The 18,198-nt window shown below is 64.1% G+C and carries 20 protein-coding genes and 1 tRNA gene; 11 read left to right on the plus strand and 10 right to left on the minus strand.

Annotated elements, in window-relative coordinates; genetic code table 11:
* Positions 1 to 45: 45 nt before the first annotated feature.
* From NFW05_RS05100 to NFW05_RS05120, 5 genes are all read left to right on the plus strand, one after another.
* A complete protein-coding gene (locus tag NFW05_RS05100) occupies positions 46 to 465 on the plus strand; it encodes a rhodanese-like domain-containing protein (RefSeq protein WP_295303201.1) in 420 nt (139 codons plus the stop codon).
* A gap of 20 nt (positions 466 to 485) precedes the next feature.
* Positions 486 to 737, plus strand: a complete 252-nt coding sequence (gene grxC / locus NFW05_RS05105; protein ID WP_295303236.1) for a glutaredoxin 3 — start codon at positions 486 to 488, stop codon at positions 735 to 737.
* A gap of 206 nt (positions 738 to 943) precedes the next feature.
* Positions 944 to 1,414 (plus strand): protein-export chaperone SecB, encoded by a 471-nt coding sequence (gene secB / locus NFW05_RS05110; protein WP_295303202.1) that lies wholly within the window; start codon positions 944 to 946, stop codon positions 1,412 to 1,414.
* A 6-nt stretch (positions 1,415 to 1,420) separates the two neighbouring features.
* Positions 1,421 to 1,855 carry an SH3 domain-containing protein gene (locus NFW05_RS05115; RefSeq protein WP_295303204.1) on the plus strand — a complete coding sequence of 145 codons (435 nt, stop codon included), beginning with the start codon at positions 1,421 to 1,423 and terminating at the stop codon, positions 1,853 to 1,855.
* Between the two features lie 6 nt (positions 1,856 to 1,861).
* The gene (locus NFW05_RS05120) at positions 1,862 to 2,851 is read left to right on the plus strand and encodes an NAD(P)H-dependent glycerol-3-phosphate dehydrogenase (protein ID WP_295303206.1); all 990 of its coding nucleotides are present in this window, start codon (positions 1,862 to 1,864) and stop codon (positions 2,849 to 2,851) included.
* A gap of 369 nt (positions 2,852 to 3,220) precedes the next feature.
* Here the strand turns inward: NFW05_RS05120 and NFW05_RS05125 are convergent, their stop codons facing one another.
* The 4 genes from NFW05_RS05125 to clpS form a co-directional block, all read right to left on the minus strand.
* Positions 3,221 to 3,712 (minus strand): ankyrin repeat domain-containing protein, encoded by a 492-nt coding sequence (locus NFW05_RS05125; protein WP_295303208.1) that lies wholly within the window; start codon positions 3,710 to 3,712, stop codon positions 3,221 to 3,223.
* 440 nt (positions 3,713 to 4,152) lie between these two features.
* Entirely contained in the window at positions 4,153 to 4,647 is a 495-nt protein-coding gene (rraA, locus tag NFW05_RS05130) for a ribonuclease E activity regulator RraA (protein ID WP_295303210.1), read from the minus strand.
* Between the two features lie 435 nt (positions 4,648 to 5,082).
* The gene (gene clpA, locus NFW05_RS05135; protein WP_295303213.1) at positions 5,083 to 7,341 is read right to left on the minus strand and encodes an ATP-dependent Clp protease ATP-binding subunit ClpA; all 2,259 of its coding nucleotides are present in this window, start codon (positions 7,339 to 7,341) and stop codon (positions 5,083 to 5,085) included.
* A 1-nt stretch (position 7,342) separates the two neighbouring features.
* Positions 7,343 to 7,651, minus strand: coding sequence for an ATP-dependent Clp protease adapter ClpS (gene clpS / locus NFW05_RS05140; RefSeq protein ID WP_295303215.1), 309 nt, complete (start codon positions 7,649 to 7,651; stop codon positions 7,343 to 7,345).
* 275 nt (positions 7,652 to 7,926) lie between these two features.
* Here clpS and NFW05_RS05145 point away from each other — a divergent pair, with 275 nt between their 5' ends.
* Positions 7,927 to 8,130: a cold-shock protein gene (locus NFW05_RS05145; RefSeq protein WP_295303217.1), complete on the plus strand. Its 204-nt coding sequence runs from the start codon at positions 7,927 to 7,929 to the stop codon at positions 8,128 to 8,130.
* 250 nt (positions 8,131 to 8,380) lie between these two features.
* On the opposite strand, the gene moaC is transcribed toward NFW05_RS05145, so the two are convergent.
* Positions 8,381 to 8,863 carry a cyclic pyranopterin monophosphate synthase MoaC gene (gene moaC / locus NFW05_RS05150; RefSeq protein ID WP_295303238.1) on the minus strand — a complete coding sequence of 161 codons (483 nt, stop codon included), beginning with the start codon at positions 8,861 to 8,863 and terminating at the stop codon, positions 8,381 to 8,383.
* A 509-nt stretch (positions 8,864 to 9,372) separates the two neighbouring features.
* Between moaC and NFW05_RS05155 the strand changes: the two genes are divergently transcribed.
* From NFW05_RS05155 to NFW05_RS05165, 3 genes are all read left to right on the plus strand, one after another.
* Positions 9,373 to 10,833: a M48 family metalloprotease gene (locus tag NFW05_RS05155; protein WP_295303219.1), complete on the plus strand. Its 1,461-nt coding sequence runs from the start codon at positions 9,373 to 9,375 to the stop codon at positions 10,831 to 10,833.
* A 32-nt stretch (positions 10,834 to 10,865) separates the two neighbouring features.
* Positions 10,866 to 11,099: a sulfurtransferase TusA family protein gene (locus NFW05_RS05160; RefSeq protein ID WP_295303221.1), complete on the plus strand. Its 234-nt coding sequence runs from the start codon at positions 10,866 to 10,868 to the stop codon at positions 11,097 to 11,099.
* A 62-nt stretch (positions 11,100 to 11,161) separates the two neighbouring features.
* Positions 11,162 to 11,569: an aminotransferase class IV gene (locus tag NFW05_RS05165; RefSeq protein WP_295303223.1), complete on the plus strand. Its 408-nt coding sequence runs from the start codon at positions 11,162 to 11,164 to the stop codon at positions 11,567 to 11,569.
* 162 nt (positions 11,570 to 11,731) lie between these two features.
* On the opposite strand, the gene queA is transcribed toward NFW05_RS05165, so the two are convergent.
* Positions 11,732 to 12,763 (minus strand): tRNA preQ1(34) S-adenosylmethionine ribosyltransferase-isomerase QueA, encoded by a 1,032-nt coding sequence (queA, locus tag NFW05_RS05170; RefSeq protein WP_295303225.1) that lies wholly within the window; start codon positions 12,761 to 12,763, stop codon positions 11,732 to 11,734.
* Positions 12,764 to 12,890: 127 nt separating this feature from the next.
* Between queA and NFW05_RS05175 the strand changes: the two genes are divergently transcribed.
* A tRNA-Leu gene (locus NFW05_RS05175) sits at positions 12,891 to 12,972 on the plus strand.
* Between the two features lie 297 nt (positions 12,973 to 13,269).
* Here NFW05_RS05175 and cobA read toward each other — a convergent pair.
* Complete coding sequence (gene cobA / locus NFW05_RS05180) at positions 13,270 to 14,055, minus strand: uroporphyrinogen-III C-methyltransferase (protein ID WP_295303227.1); 786 nt, start codon at positions 14,053 to 14,055, stop codon at positions 13,270 to 13,272.
* Positions 14,056 to 14,569: 514 nt separating this feature from the next.
* Between cobA and NFW05_RS05185 the strand changes: the two genes are divergently transcribed.
* Positions 14,570 to 14,917, plus strand: a complete 348-nt coding sequence (locus tag NFW05_RS05185; RefSeq protein ID WP_295303230.1) for a cytochrome c — start codon at positions 14,570 to 14,572, stop codon at positions 14,915 to 14,917.
* A gap of 293 nt (positions 14,918 to 15,210) precedes the next feature.
* Here NFW05_RS05185 and NFW05_RS05190 read toward each other — a convergent pair whose 3' ends face one another.
* The 3 genes from NFW05_RS05190 to NFW05_RS05200 all read right to left on the minus strand — a co-directional run bounded on the left by NFW05_RS05190 (position 15,211) and on the right by NFW05_RS05200 (position 17,989).
* Entirely contained in the window at positions 15,211 to 16,569 is a 1,359-nt protein-coding gene (locus NFW05_RS05190; protein WP_295303232.1) for an IS1182 family transposase, read from the minus strand.
* Between the two features lie 75 nt (positions 16,570 to 16,644).
* Positions 16,645 to 17,697, minus strand: a complete 1,053-nt coding sequence (gene dmeF, locus NFW05_RS05195) for a CDF family Co(II)/Ni(II) efflux transporter DmeF (RefSeq protein ID WP_295303234.1) — start codon at positions 17,695 to 17,697, stop codon at positions 16,645 to 16,647.
* A gap of 22 nt (positions 17,698 to 17,719) precedes the next feature.
* Positions 17,720 to 17,989 (minus strand): metal-sensing transcriptional repressor, encoded by a 270-nt coding sequence (locus NFW05_RS05200; protein ID WP_295303240.1) that lies wholly within the window; start codon positions 17,987 to 17,989, stop codon positions 17,720 to 17,722.
* Positions 17,990 to 18,198: the final 209 nt, after the last annotated feature.

Raw genomic sequence — 18,198 nt, forward strand, 5'->3', positions numbered from 1 at the left:
GGCCGGGCTGCTTGTGGCCCGATCGATCATCTTTGGAGCCGGGATTTGGAATTCATTCAGCAGAACATCCTCCTCGTGGCCGTCGCCGTGGTCAGCGGCAGCCTGTTCCTCGTTCTGTCGTTCCGGAGACCGGGCGGCGCGCGCGCCGTCAGTCCCACTGAAGCGACGATGCTGATCAATCGTGAGAACGCCCAGCTGATCGACATTCGCGAGCCCAACGAGTACGTCGCCGGACACCTCTGCGACTCACGGAACATCCCCGCGGGCTCGATCGAGGAACGTGCCGGTGAACTCGAGACATTTCGGGACAGGCCGCTGATCCTCGTCTGCCAGTCGGGTGCGCGTTCGTCGGCCGCCTGCGCGAAGCTCGTCAAGCTGGGCTTTTCCCGCGTCCATACGCTCGACGGAGGCGTCGCCGCGTGGTCAGAAGCGGGTCTTCCGCTCAGGAAGGGTGCGCGCAGGTGAGCTTCGCACCACGTGTCCTGATGTATACGACGGCGGTTTGCCCGTTCTGCATCCGGGCCGAAAAGCTGCTGCGCGCGCGCGGGGTCGCCGAGATCGAGAAGATTCGCGTGGACCTCGAACCGGAACGGCGCATCGAGATGGTCGAGCGAACCGGCCGGCGAACCGTTCCTCAGATTTACATCGGCGACACCCATGTCGGCGGAGCCGACGACCTGGTCGCCCTCGATCGTTCAGGCAAGCTTTGCACGCTGCTCACGCCGGAAGGCGCCTGAGAGCTTGTGAAGAGGTCGTCACGAGCAGGCCGACATGTCCGGCGCGAGCGAAGCGAATGACCAGGGATATCAGATCCATAGGCGAGGAGTGAGCGAGTGAGCAACAGCGCAGATTGGCCGCGCAGTCGATTCATTCACAACCTCTGAGCCGTCGTAGCGCAACCCCAGCGTATTTCTTTCCCATCCCTGACTACCAGGAAAAGCTCATGAGCGAACAAGAAAACCCCATCTTTGCCATCGAAAAGCTGTATATCAAGGATCTCTCGGTGGAGGTGCCCAACGCGCCGCAGATCTTCCTCGAACGCGAGGCTCCGAAGGTCGGGATCCAGTTGCAGACGGGTACGCAGAGCCTTGGCGAGGGCCTGTTCGAGGTGACATTGACGACTACCGTCACGTCGAAGATCGAAGAGAAGACGGTGTTTCTCGTCGAGGTGGGGCAGGCGGGAATCTTCCGGGTCCAGAATGTCCCGGACGAGAACCTCGATCCCTTGCTCTCGATCGCCTGTCCGAACATCCTTTTCCCCTATGCCAGGGAAGTGATCTCCGACGCAGTGACGCGCGCGGGCTTTCCGCCGATGATCGTTCAGCCGGTGAACTTCGAGGCGCTGTACATGTCTCGCCTGCAGCAGCAGCAGGCGGCGCAGGATGCCGCTGCCGCCCAGGCAGCTGCCCACTAGCCGGTGATGGCTCAGCGGACGGTATTGCTGCTCGCTCTGGCGCTGGCCCATCCCGTGCTGGCCATCGAGTATCGCACGGTGGAAGTGCCCGCCGTGCTTTACGACGCGCCTTCCCAGAAGGGCAGCAAGCTGTTCGTCGTCCGGCGCGGCACACCCGTCGAGCTGGTCGTCAATCTCGAGGGCTGGTCGAAGGTGCGGGATGCCGACGGCGGGCTGGCGTGGATCGAGGCGCGGCATCTCGACAAGCGGCGGTCGGTGATCGTCACCAGCGCCCGGGCCCAGGTCCGGCAGAGCCCCGAAGCGACTTCGGCTCTGGCTTTCGAGGCAGAAAAGAACGTGTCATTGGATTACCTCGAAACGGTGCCCGGTGGCTGGGTGAAGGTGCGTCATCGCGATGGACAGTCCGGCTTTGTTCGTGCCACCGAGGTTTGGGGTTTTTAGACGGACATGAAACTGGCGGTGATTGGTGCCGGGGCATGGGGCACAGGGCTGTCGATTGCGTTGAGTGGCCGCCACCGGGTCACGCTCTGGGCGAGGAGGCCCGAGGTTCGCCAAGCCTTGCGAGTAGACCGCGAGAACCGGCGTCTTCTGCCGGGACATCGCTTTCCGGATGCGCTGATGATCGGCGAAGAACTGGAGGGCGCAGTCGTCGACGCGGACCTGCTGATCGTTGCGACGCCTCTCTCGGGCTTGCGTCCGACCGTTCGCCGGTTGCGCGATGATGGGCTGCTCAGGCCGCTGATCTGGCTGTGCAAGGGTCTCGAGGCGGAGACCGGCAAACTGCCCCACCAGGTCGTTGCCGAGGAGATCGGGCAGGATACGCCGTACGGAGCCCTCTCCGGCCCAAGCTTTGCGGAAGAGGTGGCCAGCGGCCTGCCGGCAGCGGTCGCTCTGGCCGCCAGCGATCCGGGTTTCGGGCATCGGACGGCACTTGCCTTGCACAGTTCGAGGCTGCGGATCTACGCCAACGACGATCTGGTGGGTGTCGAGGTTGGCGGAGGCGTCAAGAACATCATGGCCATCGCCACCGGTATCTGCGACGGTCTGGGATTGGGCCTGAACGCGCGTGCGGCGTTGATCACCCGCGGGCTGGCCGAGATCACGCGCTTCGGTGTTGCGCTCGGAGCCCACTCCCAGACGTTCATGGGGCTGGCAGGAATCGGCGACCTGATTCTGACCTGCACCGGTGACCTCTCGCGAAACCGCCGCGTCGGTCTGGCTCTGGGCGCTGGCCGGACGCTGCCGCAGATTCTCGATGAGCTCGGACACGTTGCTGAAGGGGTCGGCACGACTCGAGAGGTGGCGCGCCTCTCGCTGGCCATCGGGGTGGACATGCCGATCACCCAGGCGGTCGATGCCATCCTCAGTCATGGCGAGCCGTCGGCTCTGGCGGTCGAGAAACTGCTCAGCCGCGATCCGAAGGTCGAGGCAAGCTAGTGTGCCGTCCGCAAATGCCTTGATGGGTCGGGGGCGAGGCACGCACGATAGGGACGTGGCGAAGGCAGGTGGGTGGGGGGAACGGATTCTGCGCGAAATCGCCGTCAGGCAGGACGCGAAGCGCATCGAGGTGGTACCCCTGGCGCGGATTCGCAGCGCCGCATGGCGGCGACTGAGAGCAACCCAACCGCCACCAGTGGTGGCAATTGTCCGGCATGAAAACAAAGACCTACAGAACGTCTTCTTGAGCGGGCCCGCCCAGCGCCGGGGCGACGCTTGCCTTCTCGCGCGTCCTGGGGCGAGCCCGGCAGAGTGGCCGATGGGCAAGTCCCGGCCCGCGTGACGAGTCTCACTCTGCCCTGAAGCCGGCTATTTCTTCTCCATTTCTCGTGCTGCGCGGATCATGTCGGCGTCGAGCACCGCCGTATCGGTTCCGTAACAGCGGATCATCTCGATTTCCTCGACGTCGGGCTCGGCAACCGCCGCCACATTGGCCGTGACGCTTTGCCATTTCCAGCGCGCGAGCATCAGCTCCTGGTCGCTCAAGCCGGTGATCATCTCCGGTGGCACATCCGCTCCCAGTTCGATCAGCACCTTGACGACATCGGTGCGCTTGCCCCGGATGGCCATCGACAGGGGAGACGTGGGCTGGGAGTTGTCCGGGCGGTTGACCGAAGCGCCGCGGCGGACGAGTTCGCGGACGATGTCGGTGAAGCCCATGAAGCAGGCGACGCCCAGCGGCAGGCCAGGGTCGCCCTGTCCATCGTGGAATTCGACGGGAGCGCCAGCGTCGAGGACGGCCTGAACGTCCTGCAGGCAGCCGCTGCGAATCGCTCTAAGCAGGTCTTGGGCAGAGTTCAAGGCTCGTCTCCGAATCGGAATAGCGTAGGTGGAGGCGAAGTATCATGCCTATCCGGGTCACGGTCAATTCGCGTACCGTGCAATCGCCTTCGGTCGCCAGCGGCAAGTCGCGGGGCGTGCCGGAACTCTCACGTCGTGCGGACCAGTGTGCTGTTGCCGTTCCCGATCAGCCGGCCTGTCGGGAGAGGGGCCTGCCGCCGTGGTGGATCCGGAAAACCGGACGCAATTGCCGACCCGAAGAGCCACCGCAGCCGTGGTCTCGTGCCGTCGCCGGCGGGTACCGTGCCTTGAGGCGTGCCTCCGTGCGCTCCCCACGGAACCTGCGAGAGTGGCCGACTGGTCCGCCGTTGCCTGTCGATCGGTGCCGAACGACGAGTTCTTCCGGATGCGGGTTTGCACGACCCTCACCTGCGTGAGGACGACGATATCCTGGTCAGCACTCAGTTCAACGGTTGGTCGCTGACCACCACGCCGTCGCTGTCGACATAGATCCATTCGCCGGGCCTGAAAGTGACACCCCCGAAAGTGACCGGGAGATCGCGATCACCAACGCCCCTCTTGATGCTCTTCAGCGGATGCGTTGCAAGGGCGCACAGGCCGAGGTCGACGCGGCCTGTCTCCTGGGAATCGCGGATGCATCCATAGACCACGATGCCCTCCCAGCCGTTCCTGTGCGCGAGCAGAGCGAGTTGATCGCCGACCAGAGCGCAGCGTCGGGACCCGCCCCCGTCGATGACCAGAACCTTGCTCGTTCCGTCCTCGCCAAGGGCCTGGCGAACCAGCGTGTTGTCTTCGAAGAGCTTGAGCGTGACGATGCGCCCGGCGAAACATGGACGCCCTCCGTAGCTCTGGAACATCGGGTCAACAACACGTACGCGCCCCTCCAGTATGCCGGGTTCGCTGTTGTCGAGCAGGTCGGTTGTCTTGAATCTCATCGTGATGGCCTCCGTTGGCAGTAGCTGGGAGTCATGCCCTCTGGACGGAAGCCTGCCATATTCCGGTGGGGAGGTACCGGGCAAGGTCCTGGTCGGGCACGCACGCCGTGCGCCGAAAGGCGACCTGTTCGGGTTTGGTGACTGGCGAGCCCGTTTCAGCGGACCGGCCGAGAGGCGAAACGTGGCAAGGTCGTTCGGGTAACACGAGGCCCCCAGTCAGGGCGTTCTCCGAGCTCGTAGACGATCTGCCTGGCCAACAGGCGGGGCGCGGCGACTCACTGCCGCCCCTGGCAGGTTCGCCGCGGCCGGCAGGAAGCAGCGGCAGAGGGCGATCGGTGTGCCCTTCGATCGCCCACGGCCATTGCCTGCAGAAAAGCCTTTGGCTGACCCGAGCCGTGCCTTCCGGTCGGCCCACCGCGATGCCGTCGCCGCGCTTCAGACCACGGTCTCCGGCTCTTCCTCGAAGAGCAGCCGGACCTTGTTCTCCTCGTCGAGGTCGACGGTGACGTGACCGCCGTTGGCCAGCCGGCCAAAGAGCAGCTCGTCGGCCAGTGAGGCGCGTATCGTATCTTGAATGAGGCGGGCCATTGGACGTGCACCCATCAGCGGGTCGAAGCCCTTGAGCGCGAGATGTTCCTTGAGTCGGGCGGTGAAGATGGCCTCGACCTTCTTCTCGTTGAGCTGGACTTCGAGTTGCATCAGGAACTTGTCGACTACCCGGAGGATGACCTCGTGGTCGAGCGGCCTGAACGAGATCGTCGCATCGAGGCGGTTGCGGAACTCGGGCGAGAAGAGCCGGCGAATCTCGACCATCTCGTCGCCGGGCTGGCGCGACGGCGTGAAGCCCATCGTCGCCTTCTGGATGGCCTCCTGTCCTGCATTCGTCGTCATGATGATCAGCACATTGCGGAAGTCCGCCTTGCGTCCGTTGTTGTCGGTCAACGTTCCATGATCCATGACCTGCAGGAGGATATTGTAGATGTCCGGATGGGCCTTCTCGATCTCGTCGAGCAGAAGGACGCTGTACGGCTTCTTGGTGATCGCTTCGGTGAGCAGTCCGCCCTGGTCGAAGCCCACGTAGCCGGGCGGTGCGCCGATCAGCCGCGACACGGCGTGACGCTCCATGTACTCCGACATGTCGAACCGCACCAGTTCGTTGCCCAGGCAGTAGGCGAGCTGTCGGGCCACTTCGGTCTTGCCGACTCCGGTCGGTCCCGAGAAGAGGAAGCTGCCGATCGGTTTGGCCGGGTTGCCCAATCCGGAGCGCGCCATCCTGATCGCGCGGGTCAGGGCTTCGATGGCCGCATCCTGACCGAAGACGACCGCCTTGAGATCTCGGTCGAGATTCTTCAGGGCCGTCCGGTCGTCCGACGAGACGTGAGTCGACGGGATGCGTGCGATCTTGGCGACAATCTCCTCGATGTCGATCTTGCCGATGAGCTTCTTCTGCTTCGACTTCGGCAGGATCCGCTGCGCGGCGCCTGCTTCGTCGATCACGTCGATGGCCTTGTCGGGAAGGTGCCGGTCGGTGATGAAGCGGACTGACAGCTCTACGGCCGAGGTCAGCGCGGCGCCCGAGTACTTGATTCCGTGATGCGCCTCGAAGCGCGACTTGAGGCCCTTGAGGATCTCGACGGCCTCGGCGCTCGACGGCTCACTGACGTCGATCTTCTGGAAACGCCGCGACAGGGCGTGATCCTTCTCGAAGATTCCGCGATATTCGTTGTAGGTCGTCGCGCCGATGCACTTGAGCTGCCCGGTCGAGAGCGCCGGCTTGAGCAGATTGGACGCGTCGAGCGTACCCCCGGACGCCGAGCCCGCACCGATCAGCGTATGAATCTCGTCGATGAACAGAATGGCCTGAGGGTTGTCGCTGAGTTGCTTGAGTACGCCCTTGAGGCGTTGCTCGAAGTCCCCGCGATACTTGGTTCCGGCGAGCAGAGAGCCCATGTCGAGGCAGTAGATGTTGGCCTTGGCGAGTATCTCGGGAATGTCGCATTCGACGATCCTTCTCGCCAGTCCCTCGGCGATCGCCGTCTTTCCGACGCCCGCCTCACCGACCAGCAGCGGATTGTTCTTGCGTCGCCTGCAGAGCGTCTGGATGACCCGTTCGAGTTCGCGTTCGCGACCGATCAGCGGGTCGATCTTGCCCTGCAGGGCGAGCGCGTTGAGGTTGATCGTGTAGCTTTCGAGCGGACCTGCCGCTGCCTGCTGTTCGGCGTCGTGTTCTGGCTCGGGCTCGCTACGTGGCGCGTTCTGGGGAACCTTGCTGATCCCGTGCGATATGAAATTGACCACGTCGAGGCGTGTCACGCCCTGCTTCTGCAGATAGTACACGGCGTGCGAATCCTTCTCGCCAAAGATGGCTACGAGGACATTGGCTCCATTGACTTCCTTTCTGCCCGACGACTGAACGTGCAGGATAGCCCGCTGGATGACCCGCTGAAAACCAAGCGTCGGCTGGGTGTCGATCTCGTCATCGCCGGCGACGGAGGGGGTGTGCTCGGCGATGAAGCGCAGGAGATCCTTGCGCAACTGTTCGAGATTGGCGCCGCAGGCGCGCAGGGCTTCGGCTGCCGAGGGATTGTCGAGCAGCGCCAGGAGCAGATGCTCGACGGTAATGAATTCGTGCCGTTTCTGGCGTGCCTCGACAAAAGCCATGTGCAAGCTGACTTCGAGTTCCTGCGCGATCATTTCAGTTTTCCTCCATGACGCAGGCCAGCGGGTGCTGGTTGCTGCGGGCGAAGCTGGTCACCTGTTCCACCTTGGTGGCCGCGACGTCACGAGTGTACACGCCGCACACCCCGCGCCCCTCGGTATGAACCTTGAGCATGATTCGGGTCGCGTGTTCCCGATCCATCCCGAAGAAGCGCTGCAGGACGATGATCACGAAGTCCATCGGTGTGAAATCGTCGTTGAGCAACAGAACCTTGTAGAGCGGAGGTGGGGCTGCCTTCGAACGTTTCGCTTCGAGCAGGGAACTGTCTTGGTGCTTCGTTGCCATGGATCAATTCTAAACAGTCTAAGCGGATGCGCAAGCCCACTTGCGGCCCGGAGACGGCGGTCTTCAGGCGCAGGCGGCTGGTCGCTCGGCCCCGATCGACGAAAATGCTTGACGCCCCAGCCCCACATAGCGTAAAAAGCCGGCATGCGCTGGGTCCATGCCGTTGGGGGGCGGTTCCGCAGGTGCGGAATCTCGTCTCGGATATTGTTGAACTGGCTGCATGAATGATGTCGGGCGATGCCCGGTTCGGGTCTTTTTATCAAGGAAGTGGTAATATGGCAACTGGTACGGTCAAGTGGTTCAACGACGCCAAGGGTTTCGGCTTCATTACTCCGGACGATGGCAGCGAGGATCTTTTCGCTCATTTTTCGGCGATCAGCATGGGCGGCTTCAAGACCCTGAAGGAGGGGGAAAAGGTCTCCTTCGACGTGACGCAAGGCCCGAAGGGCAAGCAGGCTTCGAACATTTCGCGCACCTGACACCCTCGGGTGTGCCCCAGGGACCCGCCGTTGGCGGGTTTTTTTTTGGCGGCCGGCGCGCAGGTTGGCAAGCGGTTTGGCCGATTGCCGTCGGGTGCGCAAGCGCCGCAGACTCGCTGCATGTCCGTGCAGTCTGCGACGCGCGGTATCGGTGGGGTCGTCACCTCGCGTGTCGCTACCGGAAGCGAGCGCCGCGTGCTCGCCCGCCCCGGGCAGCGCGGTGTTTCCGCGACAATTCCTTCGTTGGCCTTCAGGCCGCTTTCCAGTGCCCCGATTTCCCGCCGGCCTTTTCGATGAGCCGGATTTCTCCGATCGTCATGCCCCGATCGGCCGCCTTGCACATGTCGTAGATGGTCAGCAGGCCCACGCTCGCTGCGCAGAGCGCCTCCATTTCAACTCCGCTGCGTCCGACACATTCGGCCGAGGTCAGACAACGCACCCGGTTCAGACCCGGGTCGATCTCGAAATCGATGGAGATCCTGGTCAGCGGCAAGTCGTGGCAGAGGGGGATCAGGTCGGCCGTGCGTTTCGCGGCCTGGATCGCGGCGATCCTCGCGACGCCGAGAACGTCGCCCTTGCCCGATGTGCCCTCGACGATCCGGGCGAGGGTTTCCGGCTGCATCGCTATCCAGCCGGCGGCCCGAGCGATCCGGTGCGTCTCCGCCTTGGTGCTCACGTCGACCATCTGCGCTCGACCATTTGAGTCGAAGTGGGTGAGGGGAGTGGAGGACATCGAGACTTCCCGGATGGGCGCCCTGAGAAGTTGTGAACAAATCGTCGCGAGCGGGCCGAGATGCCCGGGGACGCGGAGGATCCCCTCATTTTCCTCGTGGAGCGAGTGACGAGACAGATCAGGCCGATAGGCGAGGGCGGAATGCGGTTTCGCGCAGCATGCTGCGCACCGCCGGCCGTGGGGGGCGGTGAGTGAGCAACACCGCAGATTGGCCACGCAGTCGACTCATTCAGAACCTCTGAATGCAGGCTGGATGCCGATACAATCTCCATTCATTCGCTTACGGCCGGTAACGCTTGGTCACAGTCGGCGCGAGCGACGCTGCGTATCATATCATCCCTGTAGCTTGCCACCTGGTCTGCTGCGCGGCGTCGCCTTGGGGCGGTCAGCGCGTCTTGTTGCCGCTGCCGCCGCGCTGGGCGTCGACGACCGTTCGCGCCGGCCTGTCGGCTTGCTCGACGTCGTCTGGTGACAACGATGGAGTGGCTGGGCGTTATTCCGGAGGGCCCTTGATCAGAAGAAGTTGTGCCGTCGTGACGCTGCTCGTCGCGGCTCTCGTGTCCATTTGTCCGTGTGTTGCGGCTGACGAGTTACCCGAACTCGGCGACGTCGCGCGTTCCGACCTCTCGCCGCAGATCGAACGCAAGATTGGTGAGCGGATCTTCAACGAGATCCGTCTGCGCGAGCCGAGCTACGTTGACGACCCTGATTCGCTGGACTATCTCAATCGGCTCGGCAGTCGGCTCGTGGCGGCGAGCGCGAGTCCAACGGCCGAGTGCACCTTCTTCCTGATCCGCGACCCGACGATCAACGCCTTCGCGATGTTCGGCGGGTTCATTGGCGTGAACACCGGGACGATCCTGGTCGCTCAGGCCGAGTCCGAGCTTGCCGGTGTGCTGGCCCACGAGATCGCGCACGTCATCCAGAATCACCTCGCCCGGCAGGTCGCACGCGAGAAGCAGAGTTCGATCGCCACGATGATCGCCATGGCCGTCGGTGTTCTGGCAGCGCGCGCCAATTCCCAGGTGGCCAGCGCCGCGATCGCTTCTGCGCAGGCGGGTTCGGTTCAGGCGCAGTTGGCCTACAGCAGGGACTTCGAACGCGAGGCGGATCGGGTTGGTTACCAGGCGTTGACCCAAGCCGGCTACGATGGCCACGGGATGGCCGACTTCTTTGCTCGGATGCAGCAGGCCGGCAGGCTCTACGACAACAACGCACCGGTGTACATGCGCTCGCACCCGCTGACCATCGAACGCCTGTCCGACCTGCAGAACCGGGCAGAGACTGGCCCCTACCGCCAGGTGGCCGACAGCGTCGATTTCCAGCTCGTCCGCGCCCGCCTGCGCGCACAGGGGAGCCCGGCGCAGGAGTCGGTCAGCGAGTTCGCACGGCAACTCCGTGAGCGGAAGTACTTGTCGGAAGCGGCGACGCGCTATGGCCTTGCATACTCACTGCTCCGGGCCAACAATGTGCCGGCAGCGCAGCGCGAGTTCGACGCGCTTGGCGCGCTCAGGATCTCGTCGCCGATGATTCCGTCGCTGGCTGCGGCGATCCGGATGCAGGCCGCCGATCCACAAGGTGCCGCAGTGATCTATCGTGCCGGGCTTCAGCGTTACCCGGATTCCAGAGCGCTCGCTTATGGCTATGCGGAAGCGCTCCTCGCAGCGAGGCAGTACGATCAGGCACTGAAGCTGCTGGAGACGCAGCTTCAGGCGTACTCCTCCGACTATAAGCTCTACGGGTATCAGGCGAAGACCTTTGCGGCGACCGGCAAGCGTCTGTCGCAGCATCGTGCCCAGGCCGAGTACTACTTCCTGCAGGGTCAACTCGCTCCGGCGATCGAGCAACTGCAATTCGCCCAGCAGTCGACCGACGGCAACTTCTTCGAGCAGTCGGCAGTGGACGCCCGACTACGTGAATTCCGCAGGCTGCAGGCCGAAGAAGCGAAGCAGAAGCGGAATGGCGTTTAGAATTACGCCCTTCGTTTCTTCTGGATCAGACGATGCATTTCGACCGAGAACTCGACGTCAGGGGGCTCAACTGCCCGCTGCCGATTCTGCGCACCAAGAAGGCGTTGTCCGAAATGGCCCCTGGAGAGGTGTTGCACGTCCTGGCGACCGACCCCGGCTCGGTCCGGGATTTCAAGGCTTTCGCTCGGCAGACCGGGAACGAGTTGCTCTCCAGCGCCGAAACGAACAGGGTCTTCGAATACTTCCTGAAGCGCCGCCCGGCGTAGTCCTTGTCGCCGGGCGGCGCTCCTGCCGGCGAGTGAGTCCGACCGTCCAGCTGATCTGACCGATGGCTGGTGCACGGAATTCTTGGCCGCCCCGCAACGTGCCGTGCTGGCCGGCGAGGTGTTGTCCGCCGACGATTACCTGTTGCTCCCCAAAGACGACGGCACGTGCCCGCTACGACTCGATCCTGGCGACTCTGGCGAGGGAGCCGGAGCTCTTCGACGCAATCTTACTGAACGCTCGCGGCGAGGTCTGCGAGGGCGCGCGAAGCAACGTCTTTGTCGAGCGAGACGGAACTCTCCTGACTCCACCGGTTGACTGCGGTCTGCTGCCCGGAGTCCTGCGCCGCAGCCTGCTCGACTCGGGAGCGGCCGTGGAGCGAGTGCTCCGGGCCGAAGATTTGCAGCGGTCGACCGGAGTCTTTCTCGGCAACGCCGTGCGTGGGCTGATTCCGGTGATCGTCGACCGCTGAGCCATGTCAGAGCGGTCGTGGCCAGCCGGCCGGGACCTGCGCTCGAGCCGGTGGGGTGCGCGTGGCCGGGAGGCGAGCAAGTGCCACGGCGACCCGCTGACCGTCCGGTGCCGGCGTCCACCCGGCGTTTCGTGACGCTCGTTGGTTCGTCCGGGGGTCGTTTCACTGGCGGTTCAGCAGCATCGCATCACCATAGCTGAAGAATCGATAGCGCTGGCCGATGGCGTGGCGATACGCGAGACGAATTTCACTGACACCGGCGAAAGCCGAGACGAGCATCAGCAGTGTCGACTTCGGTAGATGAAAGTTGGTGATCAGGCGGTCGACGATGCGGAACTTGAATCCCGGAGTGATGAACAGATCGGTTTCCCAGGTACCCGGGCGGAGTTCGCCAGCAATGGCCGCTGCCTCGAGCGCGCGCAAGGTCGTCGTGCCGACCGCAATGACCTGACCGCCACGCGCCTGCGTACGCTGCACGGCGGTCACCGTTGCCGGGGGAAGCACGAAGCGCTCGCTGTGCATGCGGTGTCCGGCGATATCGTGCACGCGCACGGGCTGAAAGGTTCCCGCGCCGACGTGCAGCGTGAGCCAGGCGATATCCACTCCACCAGTCGCGAGTCTGGCGAGCAGAGCCTCGTCGAAGTGCAGACCGGCGGTCGGGGCAGCGACGGCGCCGGGGTGCCGTGCGTAAACGGTCTGGTAGCGAGCTTCGTCGACTCGCGTTGCCGGGTGGCTGATGTATGGAGGCAGTGGCAGGCGGCCATGCTCCTCGATCAGTGACCAGAGGTCACCTTCTCCAGTCAGCTCGAGCTCGAAGAAAGCGGCCTGTGCGCCGCAACGGCCGCGGACCGTGACGGTGATCGCGTCCTCGAGAACGAGCCGGCTGCCCGGCCTGGGCGCCTTGCTGCTACGGACCAGCGCGACTGCGCGATGCGCATCGACGACACGTTCGACGAGGACTTCGACCCGTCCCCCGCTTTCCTTCCGGCCGAAGAGCCGGGCGTGAATGACCCGAGTGTCGTTGAGCACAAGCAGGTCGCCGGCTCGCACGAACCGGGGGAGGTCGCCGAAGAGGTGGTCGCTGATCTTCTCGCCGTTCATCCGCAGAAGCCGGCTCGCGCTGCGCTCGCCGGTCGGATGCTGGGCGATCAGGTCCTGTGGCAGATCGAAGTCGAAATCGTCGAGGGTGAGCATCGGCCAATCATCGCGCGAAAGCTTCCCCTGACCGGACCGCATGGCTGGCGCTCCTGCGCAAGCCTTGTTGCCCGTCCGGCAATCGGTAATAATCGCGTTGTCCTCGGGCAACGCACTGCAGGCCCGGGCCGAGATGGCGAAATCGGTAGACGCAGCGGACTCAAAATCCGCCGCCGCAAGGCATGGGGGTTCGATTCCCCCTCTCGGCACTCACAAGAGACCAACGGCTCGCTGCTTAGAGCCCAGCCTTCTCCCCTGCGCATCGCGAACCCGTGGGGCAAATCGGGGACAGCGTCCCGGGCACCGGCGGGCGGGGACAACGCCACGATTATACACTGGCGATGCTCGTTTCGTGCCGCGCCTCGCTCGATGCGCAAGCGCTCGGAAATGCGGTCTGCTGAAGCCGGTCAGCCTCTGCGGCCAGGGTTGTGCCTGCTGCGGCGGCGCGGCTGGGTCGCATCGCCCAGCGAACCAGTCGATCGGGCCCGATCCCCCGGGCAGGGACTTCAAGGCTGCGGGAGGGTCTGCTGGAGATTGAACCAGGCCAGCTTCTCGTGCAGGCGGACGACGGTCCCGACGATGATCAGCGCGGGCGAGGTGACTCCCGCAGCTTCAACCTTCGCCGGCAGAGTCGCCAGATCGGCAGCCAGTACTCTCTGCCGCCGGGTCGTTCCGTTCTGGATGACCGCAGCCGGATGGTCGCCAGGAAGACCATGGGCAATCATCTGGCGGCAGATTTCGGCGACGCCGCCAACTCCCATGTAGAAGACGACGGTCAGACGTGGCCGGGCCAGCGCGGGCCAGTCGAGGTTGACCGTTCCATCCTTGAGGTGCCCGGTCGCGAAAGCGACGGCCTGCGCGTGTTCGCGGTGGGTCAGCGGGATGCCGGAATAGGCGGCGCAACCCGCGGCCGCGGTCACACCCGGAACAACCTCGAAGGGGATTCCCGAATCGACCAGCGCTTCGATCTCCTCTCCGCCACGGCCGAAGATGAAAGGATCGCCACCCTTGAGGCGGACTACCATCCGGCCCGCTCGTGCCAACTGAACGAGCAGGCGGTTCAACTGGTTCTGGGGGAGGGTGTGGTTCGAACTCTCCTTGCCTGCGTAGATCCGTTCGGCGTCGGCGCGCGCCAGGTCGAGCACTCCCTCGGCAATCAGGTGGTCGTAGACGATCGCATCGGCCTCGCCGATCAGGCGGGCGGCCCGAAGCGTCAACAGATCGGGGTCGCCCGGGCCGCTGCCGACGAGGTAAACGGTTCCGACCGGGGACGAAGGAGGCGCGTGCTTCATTGAATTTTCCGGATCCTGACTGAGCCGCAAGGATAAGCGCCCAGGCGTCCATCTTTCAACCCATCGCGCGATCGCGTAGCGTCATTGGCTTCTCCCCGAAGCCGCCTGATCCGGATGCCGGGGCGAGGAACGATGCTCCCGGGTCCGTCAGGTACCGGGATGAGCATGATCGACGCGCCTCTCCGGCAATTTCCCTTGCCTGACCTGCCAGCCATGGGATGGTCGCCGCTCCGGACCTTTCTTCCGGCCTTGCCACCGCGGAGGACAGCGGGCGAGGTGTGGATGCCGCCCCGGACAGGTGCCGGCGGCCGTGCTGGCCGGCTGACTCACGGCGATCGTGGCAGACGTCGTCGGGATGTCTCCTTGCGGCCCCGCTGGGCGTTCGACCGGCATCGCACTCGTTCCCCGTTGCCGTTGCGATACAATGACCCGTATCGCGCATTCTCGTGGCCACGCTCCGCCAGTCGCAGCAGAAGGTCGTCCGCCTGTCGCCTTGCCGGGGGCGCAAGTCCTCATGCCCACACTGCTGATCCTCCTCGCCCTTCTTTCTGCCTCGGCGACAAGTTACGCCGACTCCGCGACGGATGTCGGCGCGCCGGACTTCTCGCGGCAGCGCGAACTCGTTCATCTCGTGCGCCAGGATTGCGGGTCGTGTCACGGCATGACGTTACAGGGGGGGCTCGGTCCCTCGCTGAAACCCGAAGCGCTGAGGGACAAGCCCGTGGAGGCTCTGGTCGCGACGATCTACCAGGGACGACCAGGAACAGCGATGCCTCCTTGGCGTCGTTTCCTCAGCGAGGCCGAAGCCCGCTGGATCGTCGAGCAACTGCTTGCCGGATTTCCCACCGAGACGCTGAACTGAGCGGGGGTGAGCAATCGGGGCGAGCCCGCCGGGATGCCTGTCGCGCAGGAAGCGGGGGTGCCTTCCCTTCCTGGAGCGAATGACGACACATCGCAGACAGATGGGCGAGAAGTGAGCGAGCAGGCAGCACCGCAGGTCGGTCGCGCAGATTGATTGACGACCTGTGAGTCTGCAGCCGCTAGCAGCCTGTCGGACTTGAGGTTTGGAAGACCGCCAGATTTCATAATGCGGAATGAAAAGGCCGGGATTTTTCGACTTTCCGGCCTTTTCGACGGCCTTCCCCTCGCCTTTCCCTATTGCAGGCGCAATTTGGCCATGCGCTTCAAGTTCCACGACAGGCAGATCAGCGTCCACTCGCCCGTGACCTTTTTCAAACCGCGCAGGGAGAACTGGCGAAAGCCCATGACCGACTTGATGATGCCGAAGACCGGCTCGACCGTCTGCTTGCGCAGGGCATAGAGGGCTCGTCCCGCTTTGGTCTTCAAGCGATGCGACAGGGCCTGCACGGGCGTTGCATTCTCCGGCAGCGGCGCCGGTTCGCTGTGCCGCTGCCGCCAGTCCGGATGGTGCTCGTCGCGCGCCACCGCGATCACCGGATCGATGCCGGCCGCCTCGCACGCCATGATGTTCTTCTCGCTGCAGAAGCCACTGTCGGCGATCAGACTTTCCGCGGCGCCCAGAACCTCGGCTTGTGCCTTGAGCGTCGCCAGCATCGGCTCGACCTGCTCTTTGTCATTGGTGGCTTGCGTCACGCCGACCGCCACCACCAGCATCGTCGCCGCATCAACCCCGGCCTGGGCGTTGTATGCCTGTTCGAAGCCGCCACCGGCCACCGGCATGATGCGTGATTCTTCGTCGGTCAGGTTGATCTGGTCACCGTCTCGCGCTCCAGGCTCGGGAGCCTTGGGTGGCTTGCCGCCCAGCTTCTTGCCACTCGCTTCTTCCTTCGCCGTGCGCCGCGCCATCTTCTCGTCGTACTCGGCTTTCTCCCGCTGGTAGCGCTCCTCGGCCCGGGCAGCAATCTTCTCCTTGGCCGCCGCCATCGCCGCCAGCCGGTCTTCGCGCCGCTTGATTTCTTCGGGCAGGCTGATGCCGTCCGGAACGTCGGCCTGATCGGCCTGTTCCGCCAACGCGAGCAGTTCCCGCACCTCAGCCTTGAGCTGGGCTTCCAGCTTCACGATGTGGCCGTACGAGAGCGCACTGTGCCGCGAGGCGTTGGCTTCGATCTTCGTGCCGTCCAGGCAGACGTTACCCAGCTTGAGCAGTTTCATTTCCTTGGCCATCTCCAGGACCTGCAGAAACAGATCGCTCAGTTCGTCAAGAAAACGCCGGCGGAACGTCGCCAGGCTGTCGTGATCGGGATGGCTGCCAGCAGCAATGTAGCGGAAGGCCACCGAATCATAGGTCGCCCGTTCCAGCTTGCGGCTGGAGAAAACACCCGTGGCGTAGCCATAGACCAGAATCGCCAGCAGGGTCGACGGATGGTACGCCTTCGATCCTCGTCCAGCGTACTGGCGTGTCAGCTTCGACAGGTCCAGCTGGTCAACCACCTCCACGATGAACCGCGCCAAGTGATCCTCGTTCAGCCAATCGTCAACCGACGGCGGCAGCAGGTAGTCGGTCTTGTGATCGCTGACGATGAAGTGGAACATGCCGGACCTCGGATGCTTGAACAGGCATGACCTTAACATATCATGCGACGAGCAGGCCGAAAGTCCGACAGCCTGCTAGGAAGTGCGCGTTAGCGCTGCACCGTTTGGCGGGTCGAGAACCATGGCGTGATTGACCTCGACCGAAACGTGGGCCAGTTGCGCATGCGACGAAAGAAGCTGCCGGATGCGCGCCGGCGTCACAGCGGGGTCGCCGGTGACGAGACTCACGATCACTGCGAACTTGTCGCGCCCGACCCGCCAGACGTGGAGATCGACGATATCGGGCGGTGCCGCCCACGCGCCAGCATTGGCGATCGTCGCGCGGATTTGCTCGACCACGGGGTGGTCCATTTCGCGGTCGAGGAGCACGCGTCCCGTGTCGCGGATCAGGCCGAGCGCCCAGCGGGCGACGAGCACCGCGCCGACGATACCCATCAGCGGGTCGAGCCAGTCCCAGCCAAAGGCCATCCCGCCGACCAGCGCGATGATCGCCAGGACTGAAGTTGCCGCATCGGCCAGGACGTGGAGATAGGCGGAACGCAGGTTCAGGTCGTGGTGGTGATGCTCGTGGTGGTGATGGTCGTGGTGGTCGGCTTGCTGCGAGTGCTCCGCGTGATCGACGGTCTCGCCAGCCGCGTGCGAAGGATGATCACCATGATCGGCATGGTGGTCGTGCGCGCTACCGAGGATCAGCGCGCAGACGATGTTGACCGCCAGTCCGATCACCGCCACGACGATCGCTTCGGCGAACTGGATTGGCTGGGGACGGAAGATCCGTTCGACCGACCCGACGACCATCATCAGCGCGACGCCGAGGAGGAAGATCGCACTCGCGAAGCCGGCGAGAATCTCGATCTTCCAGGTGCCGAAGGCGAAGCGTCCGTCGCCCGCGTAACGTCGGGCGGCTGCATAGGCGAGTGCCGATAGTCCTATGGCCACGGCGTGCGAACTCATGTGCCAGCCATCCGCGAGAAGCGCCATCGAGTTGAACCACCACCCGGCAGCGATCTCGACGACCATCATCAGCGCAGTGATCAGCATGACCAGCCGTGTCCCCTTCTCGGCGGCAAGATTGCCGCCATCGAAGGCGTGAGCGTGAGTCCAGGAGGATGGGTCGGTGTGGTGCATCGCTGAGTTCGCCGGCAAGCGCCTAGAGGTATTTGCAGAGCTCGCGGAATTCGCGGATCGTCTCGCCGGGGCTGCGCGAGCCGTCGCGCACCGCTTCATCCAGGCAGTGGTCGATGTGGTCCTGGACGAGGGCCTTCTTCGCGTTGGCCACGGCGCGCTCGACGGCCTGGAGCTGCTGCGCGACTTCGAGGCATCCGCGGCCCTCGGCGAGCATGCCCACGATGCCACGCAGGTGGCCTTCGGCCCGTTTGAGGCGCTTGATGATCTCGGGGTGGGATGCATGAACCGTCATCATCGTATCCTATCCACCTGGAGAGGATACGTCAACCATCGTTGATGTGCAGCATCGCTGCCCGGTTGCGCCGGATCGTCAGGCCGGCTCGGCAAGGGCTCTCGTGAAAACGGGCCTGCAGTGCTGACTGACCGTGCGTCCGGCAGCGAGGGTGCAGGGCGATCGCATGAATGCCATTGTCGTAGACCCTCGAAGATAATCGTTTACGC

Source organism: Accumulibacter sp., assembly GCF_023806625.1.
In the GTDB taxonomy this organism is placed as follows: Bacteria; Pseudomonadota; Gammaproteobacteria; order Burkholderiales; family Rhodocyclaceae; genus Accumulibacter.

Excerpts from the sequence above, each read along its gene's own strand:
- moaC (WP_295303238.1), bottom strand. The coding sequence starts at position 8,863 with ATGTCCTCCACTCCCCTCACCCACTTCGACTCAAATGGTCGAGCGCAG.
- NFW05_RS05185 (WP_295303230.1), top strand. The coding sequence starts at position 14,570 with ATGCCCACACTGCTGATCCTCCTCGCCCTTCTTTCTGCCTCGGCGACA.
- NFW05_RS05200 (WP_295303240.1), bottom strand. The coding sequence starts at position 17,989 with ATGACGGTTCATGCATCCCACCCCGAGATCATCAAGCGCCTCAAACGG.
- NFW05_RS05120 (WP_295303206.1), top strand. The coding sequence starts at position 1,862 with ATGAAACTGGCGGTGATTGGTGCCGGGGCATGGGGCACAGGGCTGTCG.
- grxC (WP_295303236.1), top strand. The coding sequence starts at position 486 with ATGTATACGACGGCGGTTTGCCCGTTCTGCATCCGGGCCGAAAAGCTG.
- dmeF (WP_295303234.1), bottom strand. The coding sequence starts at position 17,697 with ATGCACCACACCGACCCATCCTCCTGGACTCACGCTCACGCCTTCGAT.
- cobA (WP_295303227.1), bottom strand. The coding sequence starts at position 14,055 with ATGAAGCACGCGCCTCCTTCGTCCCCGGTCGGAACCGTTTACCTCGTC.
- secB (WP_295303202.1), top strand. The coding sequence starts at position 944 with ATGAGCGAACAAGAAAACCCCATCTTTGCCATCGAAAAGCTGTATATC.
- clpA (WP_295303213.1), bottom strand. The coding sequence starts at position 7,341 with ATGATCGCGCAGGAACTCGAAGTCAGCTTGCACATGGCTTTTGTCGAG.
- NFW05_RS05160 (WP_295303221.1), top strand. The coding sequence starts at position 10,866 with ATGCATTTCGACCGAGAACTCGACGTCAGGGGGCTCAACTGCCCGCTG.
- NFW05_RS05165 (WP_295303223.1), top strand. The coding sequence starts at position 11,162 with ATGGCTGGTGCACGGAATTCTTGGCCGCCCCGCAACGTGCCGTGCTGG.
- NFW05_RS05190 (WP_295303232.1), bottom strand. The coding sequence starts at position 16,569 with ATGTTCCACTTCATCGTCAGCGATCACAAGACCGACTACCTGCTGCCG.
- rraA (WP_295303210.1), bottom strand. The coding sequence starts at position 4,647 with ATGAGATTCAAGACAACCGACCTGCTCGACAACAGCGAACCCGGCATA.
- NFW05_RS05115 (WP_295303204.1), top strand. The coding sequence starts at position 1,421 with ATGGCTCAGCGGACGGTATTGCTGCTCGCTCTGGCGCTGGCCCATCCC.
- queA (WP_295303225.1), bottom strand. The coding sequence starts at position 12,763 with ATGCTCACCCTCGACGATTTCGACTTCGATCTGCCACAGGACCTGATC.
- NFW05_RS05145 (WP_295303217.1), top strand. The coding sequence starts at position 7,927 with ATGGCAACTGGTACGGTCAAGTGGTTCAACGACGCCAAGGGTTTCGGC.
- clpS (WP_295303215.1), bottom strand. The coding sequence starts at position 7,651 with ATGGCAACGAAGCACCAAGACAGTTCCCTGCTCGAAGCGAAACGTTCG.